Source organism: Streptomyces sp. NPDC005483, from assembly GCF_040606035.1.
Classification (GTDB): domain Bacteria; phylum Actinomycetota; class Actinomycetes; order Streptomycetales; family Streptomycetaceae; genus Streptomyces.
This window is the reverse complement of record NZ_JBEXEA010000001.1, coordinates 541792-559264: the sequence shown is the minus strand read 5'-3', so window position 1 is coordinate 559264 and position 17473 is coordinate 541792. Positions and strand designations below refer to the sequence as shown.

The 17473-nt window shown below is 71.2% G+C and carries 18 protein-coding genes; 12 read left to right on the top strand and 6 right to left on the bottom strand.

Translation table 11 applies throughout. From position 1 onward, the window contains the following. Positions 1-50 precede the first annotated feature (50 nt). Positions 51-317, top strand: a complete 267-nt coding sequence (locus ABZT06_RS02535; RefSeq protein WP_355733655.1) for a hypothetical protein — start codon at positions 51-53, stop codon at positions 315-317. Positions 318-396: 79 nt separating this feature from the next. Here the strand turns inward: ABZT06_RS02535 and ABZT06_RS02530 are convergent, their stop codons facing one another. Further along, the gene (locus tag ABZT06_RS02530; protein WP_355733652.1) at positions 397-1671 is read right to left on the bottom strand and encodes an MFS transporter; all 1275 of its coding nucleotides are present in this window, start codon (positions 1669-1671) and stop codon (positions 397-399) included. 37 nt (positions 1672-1708) lie between these two features. Continuing rightward, entirely contained in the window at positions 1709-2188 is a 480-nt protein-coding gene (locus ABZT06_RS02525) for an ATP-binding protein (RefSeq protein WP_355733649.1), read from the bottom strand. A gap of 195 nt (positions 2189-2383) precedes the next feature. On the opposite strand from ABZT06_RS02525, the gene ABZT06_RS02520 reads away from it, so the two are divergent. Beyond that, a complete protein-coding gene (locus tag ABZT06_RS02520) occupies positions 2384-2758 on the top strand; it encodes an STAS domain-containing protein (RefSeq protein WP_355733647.1) in 375 nt (124 codons plus the stop codon). A gap of 207 nt (positions 2759-2965) precedes the next feature. On the opposite strand, the gene ABZT06_RS02515 is transcribed toward ABZT06_RS02520, so the two are convergent. Next, positions 2966-3535, bottom strand: a complete 570-nt coding sequence (locus ABZT06_RS02515) for a TetR/AcrR family transcriptional regulator (RefSeq protein ID WP_355733644.1) — start codon at positions 3533-3535, stop codon at positions 2966-2968. Between the two features lie 102 nt (positions 3536-3637). Next, positions 3638-4831: a PP2C family protein-serine/threonine phosphatase gene (locus tag ABZT06_RS02510; RefSeq protein ID WP_355733641.1), complete on the bottom strand. Its 1194-nt coding sequence runs from the start codon at positions 4829-4831 to the stop codon at positions 3638-3640. A 156-nt stretch (positions 4832-4987) separates the two neighbouring features. Between ABZT06_RS02510 and ABZT06_RS02505 the strand changes: the two genes are divergently transcribed. Both ABZT06_RS02505 and ABZT06_RS02500 read left to right on the top strand, forming a co-directional pair. Beyond that, positions 4988-5749, top strand: a complete 762-nt coding sequence (locus ABZT06_RS02505; protein WP_355733638.1) for a ZIP family zinc transporter — start codon at positions 4988-4990, stop codon at positions 5747-5749. Between the two features lie 168 nt (positions 5750-5917). Continuing rightward, on the top strand, positions 5918-6238 hold the full coding sequence (locus ABZT06_RS02500; protein WP_355733635.1) for an RICIN domain-containing protein: 321 nt from the start codon (positions 5918-5920) through the stop codon (positions 6236-6238). Between the two features lie 156 nt (positions 6239-6394). Here the strand turns inward: ABZT06_RS02500 and ABZT06_RS02495 are convergent, their stop codons facing one another. Continuing rightward, entirely contained in the window at positions 6395-7774 is a 1380-nt protein-coding gene (locus tag ABZT06_RS02495; RefSeq protein WP_355733632.1) for a glycoside hydrolase family 43 protein, read from the bottom strand. Positions 7775-7987: 213 nt separating this feature from the next. Between ABZT06_RS02495 and ABZT06_RS02490 the strand changes: the two genes are divergently transcribed. The 4 genes from ABZT06_RS02490 (at position 7988) to ABZT06_RS02475 (ending at position 11908) form a co-directional block, all read left to right on the top strand. Beyond that, entirely contained in the window at positions 7988-9412 is a 1425-nt protein-coding gene (locus ABZT06_RS02490) for an amidase (protein ID WP_355733629.1), read from the top strand. Between the two features lie 24 nt (positions 9413-9436). Then, a complete protein-coding gene (locus ABZT06_RS02485) occupies positions 9437-9655 on the top strand; it encodes a hypothetical protein (protein WP_355733627.1) in 219 nt (72 codons plus the stop codon). A gap of 131 nt (positions 9656-9786) precedes the next feature. After that, positions 9787-11265 carry an SPFH domain-containing protein gene (locus tag ABZT06_RS02480; protein ID WP_355733624.1) on the top strand — a complete coding sequence of 493 codons (1479 nt, stop codon included), beginning with the start codon at positions 9787-9789 and terminating at the stop codon, positions 11263-11265. Between the two features lie 196 nt (positions 11266-11461). Beyond that, positions 11462-11908, top strand: coding sequence for a type II toxin-antitoxin system PemK/MazF family toxin (locus ABZT06_RS02475; protein WP_355733621.1), 447 nt, complete (start codon positions 11462-11464; stop codon positions 11906-11908). Between the two features lie 33 nt (positions 11909-11941). Here ABZT06_RS02475 and ABZT06_RS02470 read toward each other — a convergent pair whose 3' ends face one another. After that, entirely contained in the window at positions 11942-12769 is an 828-nt protein-coding gene (locus ABZT06_RS02470) for a TIGR02452 family protein (RefSeq protein ID WP_355733618.1), read from the bottom strand. Between the two features lie 292 nt (positions 12770-13061). Here ABZT06_RS02470 and egtA point away from each other — a divergent pair, with 292 nt between their 5' ends. The 4 genes from egtA to egtD are packed head-to-tail and all read left to right on the top strand — an operon-like array spanning position 13062 to position 17441. Next, positions 13062-14351, top strand: a complete 1290-nt coding sequence (gene egtA, locus ABZT06_RS02465) for an ergothioneine biosynthesis glutamate--cysteine ligase EgtA (RefSeq protein ID WP_355733616.1) — start codon at positions 13062-13064, stop codon at positions 14349-14351. After that, entirely contained in the window at positions 14348-15703 is a 1356-nt protein-coding gene (gene egtB, locus ABZT06_RS02460) for an ergothioneine biosynthesis protein EgtB (protein WP_355733613.1), read from the top strand. The genes egtA and egtB overlap by 4 nt, the downstream gene beginning before the upstream one ends. After that, positions 15703-16482, top strand: coding sequence for an ergothioneine biosynthesis protein EgtC (egtC, locus tag ABZT06_RS02455; protein ID WP_355733610.1), 780 nt, complete (start codon positions 15703-15705; stop codon positions 16480-16482). The genes egtB and egtC overlap by 1 nt, the downstream gene beginning before the upstream one ends. Then, the gene (gene egtD, locus ABZT06_RS02450) at positions 16479-17441 is read left to right on the top strand and encodes an L-histidine N(alpha)-methyltransferase (RefSeq protein WP_355733608.1); all 963 of its coding nucleotides are present in this window, start codon (positions 16479-16481) and stop codon (positions 17439-17441) included. Before egtC ends, egtD begins: the two co-directional genes overlap by 4 nt. Positions 17442-17473 lie beyond the last annotated feature (32 nt).

Below are 17473 nucleotides of genomic sequence, written 5' to 3'. Positions count from 1 at the left end.
GGCCGTGTGCCGACGGGACGTGCGAGATCAAGGTCGCCGTGGGGGACACCGTGAGCGTGCCGGAAGCGTACGGCCTCGGGCCGATCAAGGTGACGGCGATCGCGGGTGACAAGGTCGACATGGTCGCCCGGCTGACCGGGTCGGGCTACAGCGTGTCGGGCTGTTCCGGTGGCGGCGGCGTGTCCTCGGAGGGCGGTGGCGGCGTCGGGTTCAGCTGCTCAGAGGGACCCGCCGCGACCATCAACAACGCCATGAGCCTGGAGGTCGTCGACGTCGTCGATGCGGCCGCCGTCCTGCGCATCAGACCGGTCGGGTGATGTGCGGCCCTGCCGCGGCGACACGCCCTGACCGCGTTCGTCGTCAACGCCAAGGCGCGCGTGACGGTGTGTCCCGCACTCAAGGCGAAGGGTGGGGGGAGCTCTCGGCCGGACCTGTTCGGGACTCGGTCGGACCTGTTCGGGAGTCGGCCCGACCTGCCCTGGAGCCTGGCGGCCCTGCCCCGGAGCCGTTGGACCCGGCGCGGCGGCCCGTCAGCAGGACGACGGCCAGAGCGCCCGCGATCACCTGGCAAGCGGCGACCCCCAGCATCAGGGATACGGCTCCCAGCCCGCTGAGGGCACCCGCCGCGCCCGCCCCGGCGGCGGCGAAGGTGCTCTTGAGCCCGGCACCGAGGGTGAAGATCTGCGTGCGGACGGCCGCTGGGGCGTACCGCTCCCGGCCGGCCAGCAGCGCGCTGAACAACGGTCCGGTGCAGAAGCCGGCCACGGCGAACAGCGCGGCCGCCGCGACGGCATGACCGGCCCAGGGCACCACCGCCAGCGGCACCCCGGTGGCCGGCAGACCCCAGAGCACCACGAGTTCCGGGCGGTGCCGGCCGACGGGGCGGTAGGCGTAACTCAGGGAGCCCGCCAGGGCACCGGCGGCGAACGCGGTCATCAGCCCGCCCGTCGCCCATGAGGCGTGGTACTCGGCGGCCAGCAGTACGCTCACCACCGGCAGCGCCCCGACCCCCATCTGGCCCACGCTGCTCCCCCAGGTGACCGACCGCAGCGGGGGGTTGCGGACCAGTTCGACCACTCCCCGCATGAGGTCGGCAGGCCGTGGCCGCCCCGCTCCGGTGGGCCGTCGGGCCCGTGGACGCAGGGGCAGCGAGAACAGCAGAAGCCCGCCCGTCATCGCTCCGGCCCCCAGAACCGAGAGGGCGGCCCCCGCGCCCACCAGCGTGCCCAGGGCCGCCGCGACGGCGGGCCCGCAGATGCCCGCCAGGTTGTACGACACCGCATCCGCACTGAAAGCCCTGGTCAGCCGCTCCTTGCTGAGCAGTTCCGGCAGGAGACCGGTGAGGCCCCCGGTCAGCAAGGGGGCGGCACAACCGGCGGCGGCGGCCAGAGTCAGCGCCACGACGTCGTCGGCAGTACCCACCAGAAAGGCCAGGGCGACGAGCGCGGCACCGTAGAGCGCCACGGCGCTGCCGTGGAAGAGACGGCGTCGCCGCACGGAGTCGGCCAGAAAACCGGCCACCGGTGCGGCCGCCACATGGGGGATCATCAGCGCGGCCACCAGGGCACCGCCCAGCGTCGGGCTGTCGGCCCGCTGGGTGGCCAGCATGACGAGTGCGACGCGGGCCCCCTCGTCGGCGGTCCGGGCGAGGACGGCCGAGGTCAGGTACACCGGGAGAGGCGAGGGACCTCCGGTGCGGGGCGCGGTGCTACCGCGCATCGCGATCGGCGGTGCCGGCTGCGGGGACGCCGGACAGGGCGATGCGGGCGGTGACGCGCTTGCCGACCGGCTGCCGCTGGATGTCGAGGTCCTGGGCCACGGCCCTGACGATCTCCAGGCCGTGCCGACCGACTCGGTCCGGGTCGGTGGGGTGCGCCGACGGCATGATGGGGTTGCTGTCCCGGACGACGATCTCCACCCTGGGGCCGGTGACGCGCAGCTCCATGAGGACAGGTCCGGGGGCGTACTTGAGGGCGTTGGTGACCAGCTCGCTGACGATGAGCTGGGTCATTCCCACGGTGTACGGGGAGACGTCCAGGCCGTGCTTGTCGCGGAGCCGGGTGAGGAAGCCGGTGGCCTGGTCCCGGGCCTGGGCAATGCATCCGTCGTCTCCGGCCAGAGCGAAGTCGACGTGCGTCGGGTGGGCACCGCGCTCGGTGCAGTCCCCGTCCTCGGATTGCGAACTCACCAGCGTCACCCGTTTCCTCCCGTTCTCCGCGCGAGTGCCCACCCGGTCGCCTCGGCATGCACGCCGGGCGCGATGTCCGGCATGGCCGGCCCGGTGTCAGCGGCCGACGTGGCCGGCCGGTGCCACCGGCCGGGGTGGTGCGGCACAATCGTCCCCGGACGCTGCCCCGGGCAGCCTGGTCTGAGGTGAGGAACGGTGACCGACATATCGCCAACAGGCCGACCAGAGCGGCTGTACATCGCGCACTCCGTGGTCGACGGCATCCGCGTGGTGACCCTGCGCGGAGACATCGACCACGACGTCAAGGAGGCGCTGGCCGGAGCACTGCTGCCCGAGGAGGGCGCCGAGGACGGTCAGGCACCTCGTGTCGTGGCGGACCTCAGCGGCGTGACCTTCCTGGACTCCACCGGCATCAACGTCTTCGTCCACGTCCACCACCGGGTCAGCGCGGCCCGGGGCTGGTTCCGCCTGGCCGCCGCCCGCGAGCCGGTGCTACGGGTCGTCCAACTCGTCGGCCTGGACGCCGTCATCGCCTGCCATCCCACGCTGGAGCAGGCCCTGCGGCCCTGATCTGCCTACGGGCGCGAAGGTTCTTCGCCGGCCGTGGCCGGCGAAGAACCACCGAGAGGCTGTATGCCCAACCTCTCCTGAGCCGAGTCGCCCTCATCTCGCTGTTCACACTCGCCCCGACCGACCTGCGACGGCGTCCACGACCGACTCGACAGTTCAGGCGTCGGGGGTGGCAGCCGACGCGGCCGCCGGCAGATAAGGCGATCGTCAGCGCAAGCCCGCTGTATCGAGCAAGGTGGCCACCGTGGGACAGACGAGCCCTGCGAGGTTGTCGGCCCGGATTCCCGCGCGGGCGTTGGCCCCGTCGAAGACGAGGCTCAGCTGCCGGGCCAGCAGGTCGGGATCGCCCGCGCCGCCCTTGGCGGCCTCGGCGCGGAAGAAGGCGGTCAGATCCTCCTTGACCCGATGGGCCACCCGGCTCCCTGGATGGCTCCGGTCCTTGAGCTCGATCTGTACGGCGAGGTACTGGCAGCCGTGGAACTCGGCCGCACCCGCCTGCACCTCCACCTGCTCGAAGGCGTGCAGAATCCGCTCCCGAGGCGGGCGTCCGTCATCCGCCGCGGGCAGGAGTGCCGCCACGTAGGCGGAAGAGCTCCGCTCCAGGCTCGCCGCCAGCAGTTCGTCCTTGCTGTCGAACAGCTGGTACATGGACTTCTTCGACACCCCCGCCGCTTTGCACAGTGCCTCGACGCCGATATGGGCGCCGCCACGGTAGGTGAGCGAAGCCGTCGCCTCCAGCAGCCGCTCCCGGGGACTCGCCTTCACCTCGATGGTCATACCACGAGGTTAACCCGATTCGAACGAAAAGAAAACCGATCGGTTTTCACCTGGGTCCTCTGCGGTGGCCGGCTCGATGATCGATGACCGGACCGCCGCCGATCAGCGCTGCGGTTCCGGTCCCGTTGCGACCGGGGGGTTGCGATCGCCGTACCAGTCCAGGATCACGACGGTGGCGTCGTCCCTGAGGCTGCCGTGGCAGGCGTCGAGCACCGCGGCGGTCAAGGCCCGGACGGCCTCTCGCGGGTGCAGGTCGCCGGTGTCGTGGATGACCGAGGCCAGGTCGGCGGCCGCGGCACCGCGTTCCAGCATGCCGTCGGTCAAGAGGATGAGGCGGTCTCCGGGTCTCAGTTGCAGTTGCTGGAGCTGGTAGGAGGCGGGGGCCGCCACACCGAACGGCAGATTGACGGCGAGCCTGACCTCCTCGACGACGCCGTCACGCAGCCGCAGCGGCCAGGGATGGCCGGCGTTGACCAGCTCGCACAGACCCGATTCCAGGTCGACGCACAGCAACTGCCCGGTGGCCAGCCCGCGGCTGTGGTTCAGCAGGGCCTGGTGGGCGTGGTCGGCCTGCTTGAGGGCGTCACAGCCGCTGCGGCGCGCCCGACGCAGCGCGCCGACCAGCAGGGTGGCCAGCAGAGCGGAGTTCGTGTCGTGCCCCATCGCATCGGTGATGGACAGGTGCAGGGTGTCGCGGTCGAGGGTGTAGTCGTAGGTGTCGCCGCCGATGTCGTCAGCCGGCACCAGGCCGGCTGCGAGGGTGAACTGGGCCGCCTCGCAGCAGGGAGCCGAGGGCAGCAGCTGGTGCTGGATCTCCGCGGCCAGGCTGGTCTCGGTGGTGCGCCGGCCCAGGTGGTACAGGTCGGTGAAGCGGCCGTCCGTGACGATGATGTAGGCCAGCGCGTGTGACGCGTCGTGGACCTGCTGCAGCACGGTGTCGTCGGCGGACTGCAGGCTCACCTCCAGAACGCCGATGCAGTCGCCGCGGTTGCTGACCGGCGTGATGACGCGCAGACCGCCCTGGCCGTCCGGTTCCACATGCTGGCGCTGGCTGCGCAGCACGCTGTCGTAGACACTGCCCTGCAGGTCGACCGGCTCCCGGTCGTCCGCGATGTCGGCGCCGACCGCGGCGAGGCGTACCAGCCGCTGACCGATGAGGTCGACGAAGAGGAACGACACCTGCTCCGCACCGAGCCGTTTCTGCAGGTCGCGTGCCACCACGTCGACGGACTCACTGGGCGGGGCCGCTTCCGCAGCGGCCAGCAGCTCGCCCAGTTCCAGATCTCCACCCTCCACAGCAACCTCCCATCGGCTGCCGCAACTTCTTCCCCGCATCTCCGCACGCTCACCTCACACGGCCATGTTGCCTGTTCAGAGGCCGGCCCATCGCTCAAGTCCCCCAAGGGCGGCGGCACCTGTTGATCCACATCCATACCGGGTACACGCCTCGGCATGGCTGAATGGGTACAGGCTGGACTGTGGGGGCTGGTGGCGGGCGCGGCGCTGCTGCTCGGCGCCGCGCTGGGGTACGGCGTACGGGTCCCGCAGAAGATGATCGCGACCGAGATGGCCTTCGGCGCCGGGGTGCTGTTGTCAGCGGTCTCCTTCGAGCTGGTCGGGGAGGCGTACGACCAGGCAGGGCTCACGCCCGCGGTCATCGGCACCCTCATCGGTGCCGTGGCCTACACCGCGGGCAACGTGTGGCTGGCCCGCCGTGGCGCCCGGCACCGCAAGCGCTCCGGTCACCAGGAGTCCGCGGTGCAGCCCTCGGAGGCCCAGCAGGGCGGTTCCGGGATGGCGCTGGCGCTCGGCGCACTGCTCGACGGGGTGCCGGAGTCCGCGGTGATCGGCGTCAGCCTGCTCGACGGCGGTGCGGTCAGCCTGGTGACCGTGGCAGCGGTGTTCATCAGCAACGTGCCCGAGGGGCTGTCCAGTTCGGCGGGGATGAAGAAGGCCGGCCGCACCAAGGGGTACGTCTTCGGCGTCTGGGCCGCGATCGCCGCCGCGAGCACCGTGTCGGCCGTCCTGGGCTACACCGTGGTCGGCTCCTTCTCCCCCGCCCTGATCGCCGTGGTGACCGCCGTGGCGGCCGGCGCGATCCTCGCCATGATCGCCGACACGATGATCCCCGAGGCGTTCGAGGACGCCCACCTGGCCATCGGACTGATCACGGTGAGCGGCTTCCTGGTCTCCTTCGCCCTGTCCCACGCCTGACCGCCGGGTGCGACCTATTTCGCCGTCACCCTGCTTCCCCCGTCCCACACCACCATCTCCACGATCGCCATCAGCCCGAACAGCCGCCAGTGCCTTGACGGCACCAACCTGTCCACGGCCAACGGCACGCAGTACCAGCAGTACTACTGCGAGGGCGGCTACCAGCAGATGTTCGACGTCAAGCCGGTCGCCGGCCTGACGAACACCTACACGGTCGTCAACGAGCTCAGCGGCAAGTGCCTCGACGTATCCGCCGTCTCCACCGCCGACGGCGCCGCCGTCCAGCAGTGGACCTGCACCGGCGGCACCAACCAGGAGTTCACCCTCAGCCCCGTCGCCACCGGCAGCCATGACTACCAGCTGGTCGCCGTCCACAGCGGCAAGTGCATCGACGTATCCACAGCACGCGCCCAGATCCACCAGTGGACCTGCGACCCCGCGAGCGCCCTCACCACCAAGCAGAACCAGATCTGGACCCTCCTCAACTAGAGGAGACCTGCTCCGCACCCCTACCTCAGAGGGCTCCCGGGCACGGGCCGGGAGCCCTCCATGAGTTGCGGTCTCCTGTTCCCGGGCGGCGCAGCAGCCGAACTCCCGGGCTCTCCGCAACTCCTGGCCTCCCATGGAACACCGAGGGTGTGCAGGTCAGCCCCAGGCAGTCACCGGCACGAAGGAACTGTCCTGGCGGAACAGATCCGTCCCCGCCGTCCGGTCCAGCCGGAGCTGGTAGTTGTAGTGGCGCAGGTAGTACCCGGGGTAGTTGTACGACTCCCAGCGGATCGCGCCCGAGGACGAACCCGTGCGGGCGATGAACGTCGCGTCCTTGGCGAAGGTCGACGTGCCGTCGTCGGCGTCGAAGCGGCCGCGGAAGTCCCAGTGGCGCAGGTAGTTGCCGGAGGAGTCGCGGAAGGAGTAGCCGTTCGAGTCGGCGAGGCCCGCGACGACCGTGAACGTGGACGCGGACTTCTCGGCAGCCGTGCTGGAGCCGGTCACCACCGGGAGGTTGAGCAGGGAGGACTGCGTCTGCCAGTACCGCGTCGAGAAGTTGGACGACTGGAAGGAACGCGTGACGTTCTTCGCGAGCGAAGGCCCGCCGGACACCGTCTCCTTGATGACCGTGAAGTGGCGGGCGGTGCCGGAGACCACCGGCAGCGCGGTCGGGGCCGACCAGGTGGCGAAGGTGTCGTAGCTGTCGCTGTAGTAGTAGGTCCCGTCACCGTAGCCGTCGAAGAAGATCCGCCGGCCGCCGTTGTCGAGCTGGATCACGGACGGGCCCTCGCGGTAGCTGCCCCAGCCCGCCCAGTCGCCGGTCCTGGAGATCGTGTAGGGGCCCGTCAGGGACGACGCCGTCGCGTACTCGATGTACTTCGTCGTCTCGTTCTTCGTGAAGGCGTGGTAGGTCGAGCCGATCTTCACGATGTACGTGTCGATGTGGTTGGGGCCGATCCCGGCCAGGGCCACCGGTGAACTCCAGGCCGTCAGCGCGGAGTTCGTGGCCTTCAGCCGGTACGGAGTGAAGATCCACTCGTCGCTGGTGACCGAGCAGGACACGATGACGTTCACGCTGCCGTCGCTGTCGACGAACCACTCCGGCGCCCACGCGCGGGACAGGTTGGTGATCGGGACCGTGTAGTCGTACAGGAACGTCCAGTTGGCGCGGTCGGAGCTCCGCGCGAAGCCGATGGTGGGGCTGACGTCCTGCCAGGTGTGGGTCGTGTACGTGAGGTAGTAGTAGCCGTCGGTGTGCTTGAAGACGCTCGCGTCGCGGATTCTGTTGCTGGGCGGCGTGTAGGCGGAGGACTTGAGCAGCCGGAAGTCCGTGGCGTCGTCGGACTGGTAGACGTTCACGGTGCCGTCGTTGCTGTTGAGGAACGGCACGATCGTGTAGCGGGTGGCCGAGCCGCTGGGCGGGGCGGCGGCCAGGGCCGTGCCCGGCAGCTCACCGATCAGGACAGCCGAGGCCGGCAACGCGGCCATCGCGCGGAGCAGGGTGCGGCGGGACGGCGTGGGGGGACGATTGGTCACGGGCGGCTCTCCCTCGGACAAGGACGCGGCTCTGATGTCCGACATACCGAACAAGGTTCGGAAAGTCGATCAGACGGTAGGGTGGTGACCGGAACACGTCAATCCCTCGCGTGCAACCCGCTCCCCTCCGGGCGCAACCCGCGTTCCCTCGAAGCGCTTTCCGACGTTACCGTTCGGTAGAAGGCGTCGGTCCGCAGCACGGAGGTGCCCCGTATGACGTACGACCGTTCCGCTGGGCTGGTGGAGACCGCCCGAGCACTGGCCGACGGCGAGACCACCTCTCTGGCCCTCGTCGAACGGACCCTGGCGCGGATCGAGGCCTCCCAGGACACCCTCAACGCCTTCCGGATCGTACGTTCGCAGGCCGCCCTCGCCGAGGCGGAGGCCGCGGACGTCCAACTGGCCGCCGGAGTACGCAAACCGCTGCTCGGGGTGCCCGTCGCCGTCAAGGACGACATGGACGTGGCCGGTGAACCCACCGCGTTCGGCTGCCAGGGGGAGTTCCCGGCGGTCGCCCGGGACGGGGAGGCGGTACGGCGGCTGCGCGCGGCAGGGGCCGTGCTCGTCGGCAAGACGAACACCTGCGAGTTCGGGCAGTGGCCGTTCACCGAGGGGCCCGCCTTCGGGGCGACCCGCAATCCCTGGAGCCCGGAGCACACGCCGGGCGGCTCGTCCGGCGGGTCCGCCGCGGCCGTCGCCGCCGGTCTCGTGCCCACCGCGCTCGGCTCGGACGGGGCCGGTTCGGTACGGATCCCCGCGTCCTGGACCCACCTCGTCGGCATCAAGCCGCAGCGCGGCCGCATCTCCACCTGGCCGCGCGGCGAGTCCTTCCAGGGCATCACGGTCAACGGCACCCTGGCCCGTACGGTCGCCGACGCGGCCCTGCTCCTCGACGCGGCGAGCGGCAACCACGTCCTGGATCCGCACCGGCCGCCCGCTGTCGACGCCTTGGCGGCGGTCGGCCGCGACCCGGGTCGGCTGCGCATCGCGCTCGCCCTGAAACCGCCGTTCACCGCGCTGCCCGCCCGGCTCCAGCCGGAGGTACGGGCGCGGGTCGTCGAACTCGCCGAGAAACTCAGCGACTTGGGGCACACGGTCGAGGAGGCGGATCCGCCGTACGGGCAGATCGGGCTCACCTTCGTCCCGCGCGCCACGGCCGGTATCGCCGAACGGGTCCGCGAGGCGCCCTTCCCCGCGCTCCTGGACCGCCGCACCCGGGGCGCGGCCCGGCTCGGCGGACTGCTCGGCGGGGTCCCGCTGCGGGTGGCGCGGCGCGCGGAGGCGGTCCTGCACCGCCGTATCGGCGGGTTCTTCACGTCGTACGACGTCGTCCTCGCCCCGACCACGGCCGCTCCCCCGCCGCGCATCGGGGCGATGCTGGAGCTGAGCGGGCCGGCGACCGACCGCGCGATGATCGCGGCCTGTCCCTACGCCTGGCCGTGGAACGTACTGGGCTGGCCCGGGGTCAATGTGCCCGCCGGGTTCGTCGGCAAAGGGCTGCCCGTCGGGGCGCAGCTGCTCGGACCCGCGAACAGTGAACCGCTTCTCCTGTCGCTGGCCGCGCAGTTGGAGGCGGAGCTGCGCTGGCACGAGGTCTGGCCGAAGCCTCACCTCAGCGTGGATTCACCGGCCGCGTGAGTACCCCGGCCGTACCCTGTGACCATGGACGATGCGTCGATGGTCGGGCTCATGGGGCGGGTCACGGGGACGATCGGGCCGGGGCTCGTCGGTGAGGTGATCGTCCGGGTGCGCGGCGGCGCCGAGCACTTCCTCGCCTACCCCGCCACCGGCACGGACCGGATCGAGCGGGGCACGGTGGTGATGGTGGTGGAGTACCTGCCGCCGAGGACGGTCTACGTGCAGGCGGCGTACGACAGTTGAGCCCGCTCACGCGCAGGTGAGAGGCGTGTATCAAGGTTTCGACAAGGATTCGCCGACGTCTTCACCGGGGCCTCGAACAGGCGCACACTCCCTTCGTTCGGTGCCGAAAGGGCACCATCCAAAGGGGGCGTATGCCGATGATCGTCGGCGTCGTTGCGGGGGTGGCCGTAGCTGCCATCGCCGTTCTGATCGGTCTGTTCAAACTGATGTGGCGTGTCGCGGAACCCAACGAGGCACTGATCATCTCGGGCTCCAACCACAAGACCGAGGGGCTCGAAGCGGGCATGGGATTCCGCATCGTCACCGGGCGGGGCACGCTGGTGCTGCCCGGTGTGCAGGCGGTGCGCAAGCTCTCGCTCGACCTGAACGAGACGGAACTGCATGTGGACTGCGTGACCCACCAGGGCATTCCGCTCAAGGTGCGGGGCGTGGTCATCTTCAAGGTCGGCGACGACTTCGTGTCGATCGCCAACGCGGGGCGTCGCTTCCTCGACCAGCAGAAGCTGATGTCGGAGCGGGTGCACAACGTGTTCGCCGGTCATCTCCGGTCCATCGTCGGCGGGTTGACCGTCGAGGACATGATCCGGGACCGGGAGAAGCTCACCGGGCAGACCCGGGCCGCCTGCGGCACGGAGATGGAGAAGCTGGGGCTCATCGTGGACTCCCTGCAGATCCATGAGATCGAGGACCCGACCGGGTACATCCAGAACCTGGCGATGCCGCACGCGGCGGCCGTCCAGCGGGACGCGCGCATCGCGCAGGCCGAGGCGAACCGGCTCGCCACCGAGGCCGAGCAGCAGTCGTTCGCGCGGATGGCGCAGGCCACCCGGGACAGCGAGATCCTCCAGGCCGGCTACCAGGCGGAGCGGGACAAGGCGGGTGCCAAGGCCCGCCAGGCCGGTCCGCTCGCCGACGCCGCGGCCCGGCAGGAGGTCGTGGTCCAGGAGACCAGGGTCGCCGAACTCGAGGCGCACCGGCGCGAACAGCAGCTCCAGGCCGACGTCCGCAAGCCGGCGGACGCCAAGGCCTACGAGAAGCGCACGCTCGCCGAGGCCGAGCGAGACGCGCGGATCTCCGGGGCCGAGGCCAAGGCGAAGGAGACCGAGCTCGCCGCGGCGGCCGAGGCCACCCGGGTCAAGACGGCAGCGATGGCCGAGGCCGAGGCGACCAAGGCCCGCGGTACGGCCATGGCGGCGTCGACCCGGGCCACCGGTGAGGCGGAGGCCGCGTCGGCTCAGGCCAGGGGTCTCGCGGAGGCCGAGGCGGCGAAGGCGAAGGGTCTCGCGGAGGCGGAGGCCATCAAGGCGCGTGCCGCCGCCCTCGCCGAGAACCAGGAGGCGGTCGTCGCCCAGCAACTCGCCGAGAACTGGCCGGAGATCGTCAAGGCCGGCGCGTCCGCGTTCGGCAACGTCGACAACATGGTGGTGCTCAACGGCGCCGACGGCATGGCGGACATGCTCGCCAAGGCACTCACCATGGGCGGCACCGGGCTGGGCCTGGCCCGTCAGCTGCTGGCGTCGATGAACCAGAACGGGCAGCCGACGAACGGGACTTCGCTCAACGGGGTCGCCGCACCGCCGCCCGTGCAGAAGGTGCCGGTCCAGGAGTAGAAGGGTCCAGGAGTAAAGGACAGGCGGTCCGGGACCTTTGGAGAAAAGGGTCCCGGACCGCCCCCGTTCACCGCGCGAGCAACGTGACACCCAAGCACCGTCAGCGCCACGGTCCACACAATGACCCGAGCCGGTGCCTCGCCCGTCCGACCGACCGCTACTCCCCCGGTTCGGCGGACGCCTTAAGGTTCCCCACGTGACTGCGTTTACCGATGAGAACGTCCCCGGCCGCTTCGGCGCCGCCGCCACCACCGAGGCCGACCCCCGCGAGGTCGGCCGGGTGCGCACCGAGTACTCCCCCGCGCACGACGGTGACCCGGACCCCGGTGAGATCGTGTGGACCTGGGTGCCCTTCGAGGAGAACGACGGACGCGGCAAGGACCGTCCCGTGCTCGTGGTCGCCCGGGAGGCGGCCGGCACCTTCCTCGCCGTGCAGCTGTCGAGCAAGCGGCACGACGGGGACCGGGAGTGGGTACCGATCGGCGGCGGCCCCTGGGACCGCACCGGCCGGGACTCCTGGGTGGACGTCGACCGTGTCCTGCGCCTCCACGAGGAGGGCATGCGCCGGGAGGCGTGCGCGCTGGACCGGGGGCGCTTCAACCTGGTCAGGCAGCGGCTGCACGAGCGGTACGGCTGGACCTGACGCGGCTGGACCTGACGCGGCTGGACCTGACAGCTAACCCGTCTGGAGCAGTCGCTCCGGAAACGCCCGTACGAACGCCTCCCGGACCGCCGCGCCCGGCGTCCGGTCCAGCACCCCGAACACCACGTGCTCGAACGCCCCGGCGAACCGTCCGCCAGGCTCCAGCAGCGCCCGGAACGCCCCCGCCACCTGCGCGGGGTCGTTCTGGAAGACCCCGCAGCCCCAGGCGCCCAGTACCAGGTGCCGGTAGCCCTGCGCCACGGCCACCGACAGGACCTGCTCGGCACGCGCCGCGAGGGCGCTCGGGAGCTCGGCGGCCCGCTGGGGCGCCGTGCGCCGCACCACCCCGGCATTCGGGGCGGCCGCCGTCAGGAAACCCACGAGGTGGACCGACTCCAGCAGACGGCCGCGATCGTCCCGGAACACCGGCACGGCCGGGGAGTGGATGACCCGGTCCGTGTAGAACGGGTCGCGGTGGGTCCGGTGGTGGTCGTAGAACTCGCGGGCCTCCAGCTGGCAGGTGTACAGCGCGGAAGCGCGGCACAGGGCCTCTTCCTGGGCCTGCGCGCCGTTCAGATAGCCGCCGCCCGGATTGCGCGCCGAGGCGAAGTTCAGCACGGCGGGCCGGCCGCCGAGCCGACGGGCCGCTTCCAGGCTGCTCTCCCCCGTGACCTCGAAGAACGTGTCCACGGCGGCGAAGGCAGGCACCGCCACGGGTTCGGGTCCGTACATCCGTGTCCCCGCCCGCGCCGCCTTGATCTCGGCGGCCACGGAGACCTCACGCCCGTCCGGCGCGCGATAGTGCCCCGCCGCGACGATCTGTTCCGTCTCCTGCGCGATCCCGCGCAGACGCGCGCTCATGGCGCCACCCCCGTGAGCGCCATGACCGCACGCCGCGCGGTCTCCCCCGTCGTGCCCATGCAGGAATCGTGGGCGATGCGCATCATGGGGCGCAACAGAGTTTTTTTCGGCGCCCGGCACAGCCGGAGAACGCCTCGGAAACCCCGGGGAAACGGAGATCCACGACCCCTGATGCGCGGATGTGCCCCCTTGTGCGGAACGAGATGAGGGTCTTGGGTGGGACGAGCGTTGCCGGTCCGACCCACCTGATCCCCGGACCGGTGGCATGGTGGAATCTCAGGAGGATCCCGACATGTCCGACTCACCAGGCGACTGTACGAAGCCTCGTACGTCGCTCCCGGAAGCAGAGCTCGAGGCCCTGGTCCGAGGCATCTGCTTCAAGACCGGCCCGCCCCGCCGCATCGGGGTGGAAGTGGAATGGCTCGTCCACGAGCTGCGCAGCCCGCGGCTCCCCGTCACACCCGAACGACTCGCGGCGGCCTACGCCGCACTGCGGACCGTGCCCCTGAAGTCGGCACTCACCGTCGAACCCGGCGGTCAGCTGGAGCTGAGCTCGCAGCCCGCCGACTCCCTGATGGAGTGCATCGGTACCGTCTCCGCCGACCTCGCCGCCGTCCGGGCGGCTCTCGCCGAGCACGGACTCGGCCTCGTCGGCCTCGGCCACGACCCCTGGCACCCGCCCCGCAGATACCTGCGGGAACCGCGCTACGACGCCATGGAGGCCTGCCTCGACCGCACCGGCCCGGCAGGGCGCGCCATGATGTGCACCTCGGCGTCCGTGCAGGTGTGCCTGGACGCCGGCCACGAGGAGCCCGGCCCCCTGGGGCTAGGACGCCGCTGGTGGCTGGCGCACCAGCTGGGGCCGGTCCTGGTGGCCGCCTTCGCCAACTCCCCCCTCGCCGGGTCCGAACCCACCGGCTGGCTCTCCACTCGCCAGCTGCTGTGGACGGAGATCGGCAAGGGCCGGGCGGGCGGCCCCGACCTGGACGCCGACCCCCGGAGCGCGTGGGCCCGGCACGTCCTGGACGCGCCCGTGATGTGCATACGGCGGGACAGCGGCCCCTGGGACGTCCCTGAGGGCCTCACCTTCCGGGAGTGGGCCAGGTCGGGGGTGCCCCGGCAGCCGACGCGGGAGGATCTCGACTATCACGTCTCGACCCTGTTCCCGCCGGTCCGGCCGCGCGGGCATCTCGAACTGCGCATGATCGACGCCCAGCCCGGCGAGGACGGCTGGATCGTCCCGCTCGCCGTGACGACGGCCCTCTTCGACGACCCGGAGACCGCCGAGACCGCCTACCGGGTGGTGAAGCCGCTGGCGGAGCGCACCCTGTCCATGGCCGCCCCCCACAATCCGCTGTGGATCGACGCGGCCCGCCACGGGCTCGCCGACGCCGAGCTGCACGAGGCGGCGATCGCGTGCTTCGGGGCGGCCCTGGAGGCGCTGCCGCGGCTGGGGGCCACGCCCGAGGTCACGGACGCCGTCGAAACGTATCTGCACCGCTATGTGATCCGGGGCCGCTGCCCCGCCGACGATCTGCTGGACCGGACGCACGGTTCACTCGGGAAGGAAATCCGCACATGACCAACCCGTCCGCCGCTCCCTCCGTCACCCCTTCGGCCGACCCTTCCGACGATCCCGAGGCCTTCCGCGAGCGAGCCGTGACCACCCTGGTCACCGCCCGGGACCGTACGACGCTCCTCACCAGCTGCGTCGAGGACCCCGACCTGACCGCCCAGCACTCTCCGCTGATGTCGCCGCTCGTGTGGGACCTCGCCCACATCGGCAACCAGGAGGAGCAGTGGCTGCTGCGGACCGTCGGTGGGCACGAGGCGATACGGCCCGAGATAGATGGCATCTACGACGCCTTCGAGCACCCGCGCTCCGAGCGCCCCACGCTGCCCCTGCTCTCGCCCGCCGAGTCCCGGCGCTACGCGGCCGAGGTGCGCGGGCGGGTGCTGGACATCCTGGAGGGCTCCGCGCTCCACGGAACCCGGCTCACCGAGGCCGGGTTCGCCTTCGGGATGATCGCGCAGCACGAACAGCAGCACGACGAGACGATGCTGATCACCCATCAGCTCCGCAAGGGCCCCCAGGCCCTGACCGCCCCGGACCCGGAACCGGCCCCGCTGTTCACCGGCCCGGCCGAAGTCCTCGTCCCCGGCGGCCCGTTCACCATGGGCACCTCCGACGAGCCGTGGGCACTGGACAACGAACGTCCCGCGCACCGGCGCGAGGTGGACCCGTTCTACATCGACACGACTCCGGTGACGAACGCCGAGTACCAGGCCTTCATCGAGGACGGCGGGTACGAGAACGAGCGCTGGTGGGCCCCGGCCGGGTGGGCGCACATCCGCGGGCACTCCATCCACGCACCGCTGTTCTGGAGCCGTGACGGCAAGCAGTGGCTGAGGCGCCGCTTCGGCGTCACCGAGGTCGTGCCGCCCGACGAGCCGGTGGTCCACGTGTGCTGGTACGAGGCCGACGCCTACGCCCGCTGGGCCGGCCGGCGGCTGCCCACCGAGGCGGAGTGGGAGAAGGCGGCCCGTCACGATCCGGCGGGTGACCGCTCGATGCGCTACCCGTGGGGCGACGCCGACCCGGCGCCGGAGCACGCGAACCTGGGTCAGCGGCACCTCCGTCCCGCCCCCGCCGGAAGCTACCCCGAGGGCGAGTCACCGCTCGGTGTCCGCCAGTTGATCGGTGACGTGTGGGAGTGGACGGCGAGCGACTTCGAGCCCTACCCGGGGTTCCAGGCGTTCCCGTACAAGGAGTACTCGGAGGTGTTCTTCGGCCCCGACCACAAGGTGCTGCGCGGCGGTTCGTTCGCCGTGGACGCGGTGGCCTGCCGGGGCACGTTCCGCAACTGGGACTACCCGATCCGGCGGCAGATCTTCTCCGGCTTCCGCACGGCCCGTTCCGCGGGAGCCGTCTGATGTGCCGTCACCTGGCCTACCTGGGGCCCGAGGAGCCGCTCGGCCGGCTCCTCGTGGAGCCCCCGCACAGCCTGTACCACCAGTCCTGGGCGCCCAGGCGGCAGCAGCACGGCACCGTCAACGCCGATGGTTTCGGGGTCGGTTGGTACGCCGAGGGCGACCCGTCCCCGGCGCGGTACCGGCGGGCCGGACCCATCTGGGCGGACCTGTCCTTCGCGGACCTGGCACGGGTCGTGAAGAGCTCGGCGGTCCTGGCCGCGGTACGGGACGCGACCCTTGCGGGAGCCGACGCCGAGGCGGCCGCGGCACCCTACGCCTCGGGGCCCTGGCTGTTCAGCCACAACGGCGCGGTGAAGGGCTGGCCGCGCTCCCTGGCCCCCCTGACCACCACTCTGCCCCCGGCGGAGCTGCTGTCGATGGAGGCCCGCAACGACTCGGCGTTCGTGTGGGCCCTGGTCCTGAACCGGCTGCGCGGCGGCGACGAGCCGGGCCAGGCACTGGCCGACACGGTGCTGGAGGTCGCCGAGGCGGCCCCCGGCTCCCGGCTCAACCTCCTGCTGACCGACGGGGAGTCCATCGCCGCGACCGCCTGGGGCGACACCCTCTGGTACCTCCAGCGCCCCGGCACCGGCACGGTCGTGGCCTCCGAGCCGTACGACGACGACCCGCACTGGCGGGAGGTCCCCGACCGCACACTGCTCGCGGCGAGCCGCACCGACGTCCTGCTCACGCCGCTCAAGGAACCGTCCGTGGAACCACTCGAGGAGCCCCACACGTGAGTCCGTTCCTGCTGACCCGCACCCTGCCCGAGGACGCCACCGAGGCCGCCCTGCGCGCCGACGTCCTCAAGGGCCTGCATCACACACCCAAGACACTGCCGCCGAAGTGGTTCTACGACGCCCACGGCAGCGAACTCTTCGAGCAGATCACCGAGTTGCCCGAGTACTACCCGACCCGCGCCGAACGGGAGATCCTGGTCGCGCGCTCCGGCGAGATCGCCGCGGCGACCGGCGCCCGCACCCTGGTCGAGCTGGGCTCCGGCTCCTCTGAGAAGACCCGGTACCTTCTCGACGCGCTGACCGGGCTGCACACGTACGTGCCGGTCGACGTCAGCGAGAGCGCCCTCACCCAGGCCGGGCACGCGCTCATCGCCCAGCGGCCGGAACTGAGCGTGCACGCGCTGATCGCCGACTTCACGGGCGGTCTGACCCTGCCGGGGACGCCGGGCCCGCGCCTGGTGGCCTTCCTCGGCGGCACGATCGGCAACCTGCTGCCCGTCGAGCGCGCCGCGTTCCTCTCCTCGGTCCGCTCCCTGCTCTCCCCCGGTGACGCGCTGCTCCTCGGCACGGACCTGGTCAAGGACGAGAACGTGCTGGTCAGGGCGTACGACGACGCGGCCGGGGTGACGGCCGCGTTCAACAAGAACGTCCTGACCGTCGTCAACCGCGAGCTCGGTGCGGACTTCGATCCCGGCGCCTTCGACCACGTGGCCCTGTGGGACGCCGAGAACGAATGGATCGAGATGCGCCTGCGTTCCCGTACGGAGCAGACCGTGAAGGTCCCGGCGCTGGACCTGGCCGTCGACTTCGCGGCGGACGAGGAGTTGTACACCGAGATCTCGGCGAAGTTCCGCAAGGAAGGCGTCCGCGACGAACTGTCCGCCGCCGGGCTGGAGTTGGAGCACTGGTGGACGGACAGCGAGGGCCGGTTCGCGCTGTCGCTGAGTGTCGTGAAGTAGCGGGGTGACCAAGAAGGGGGCCGGTTCGTCCC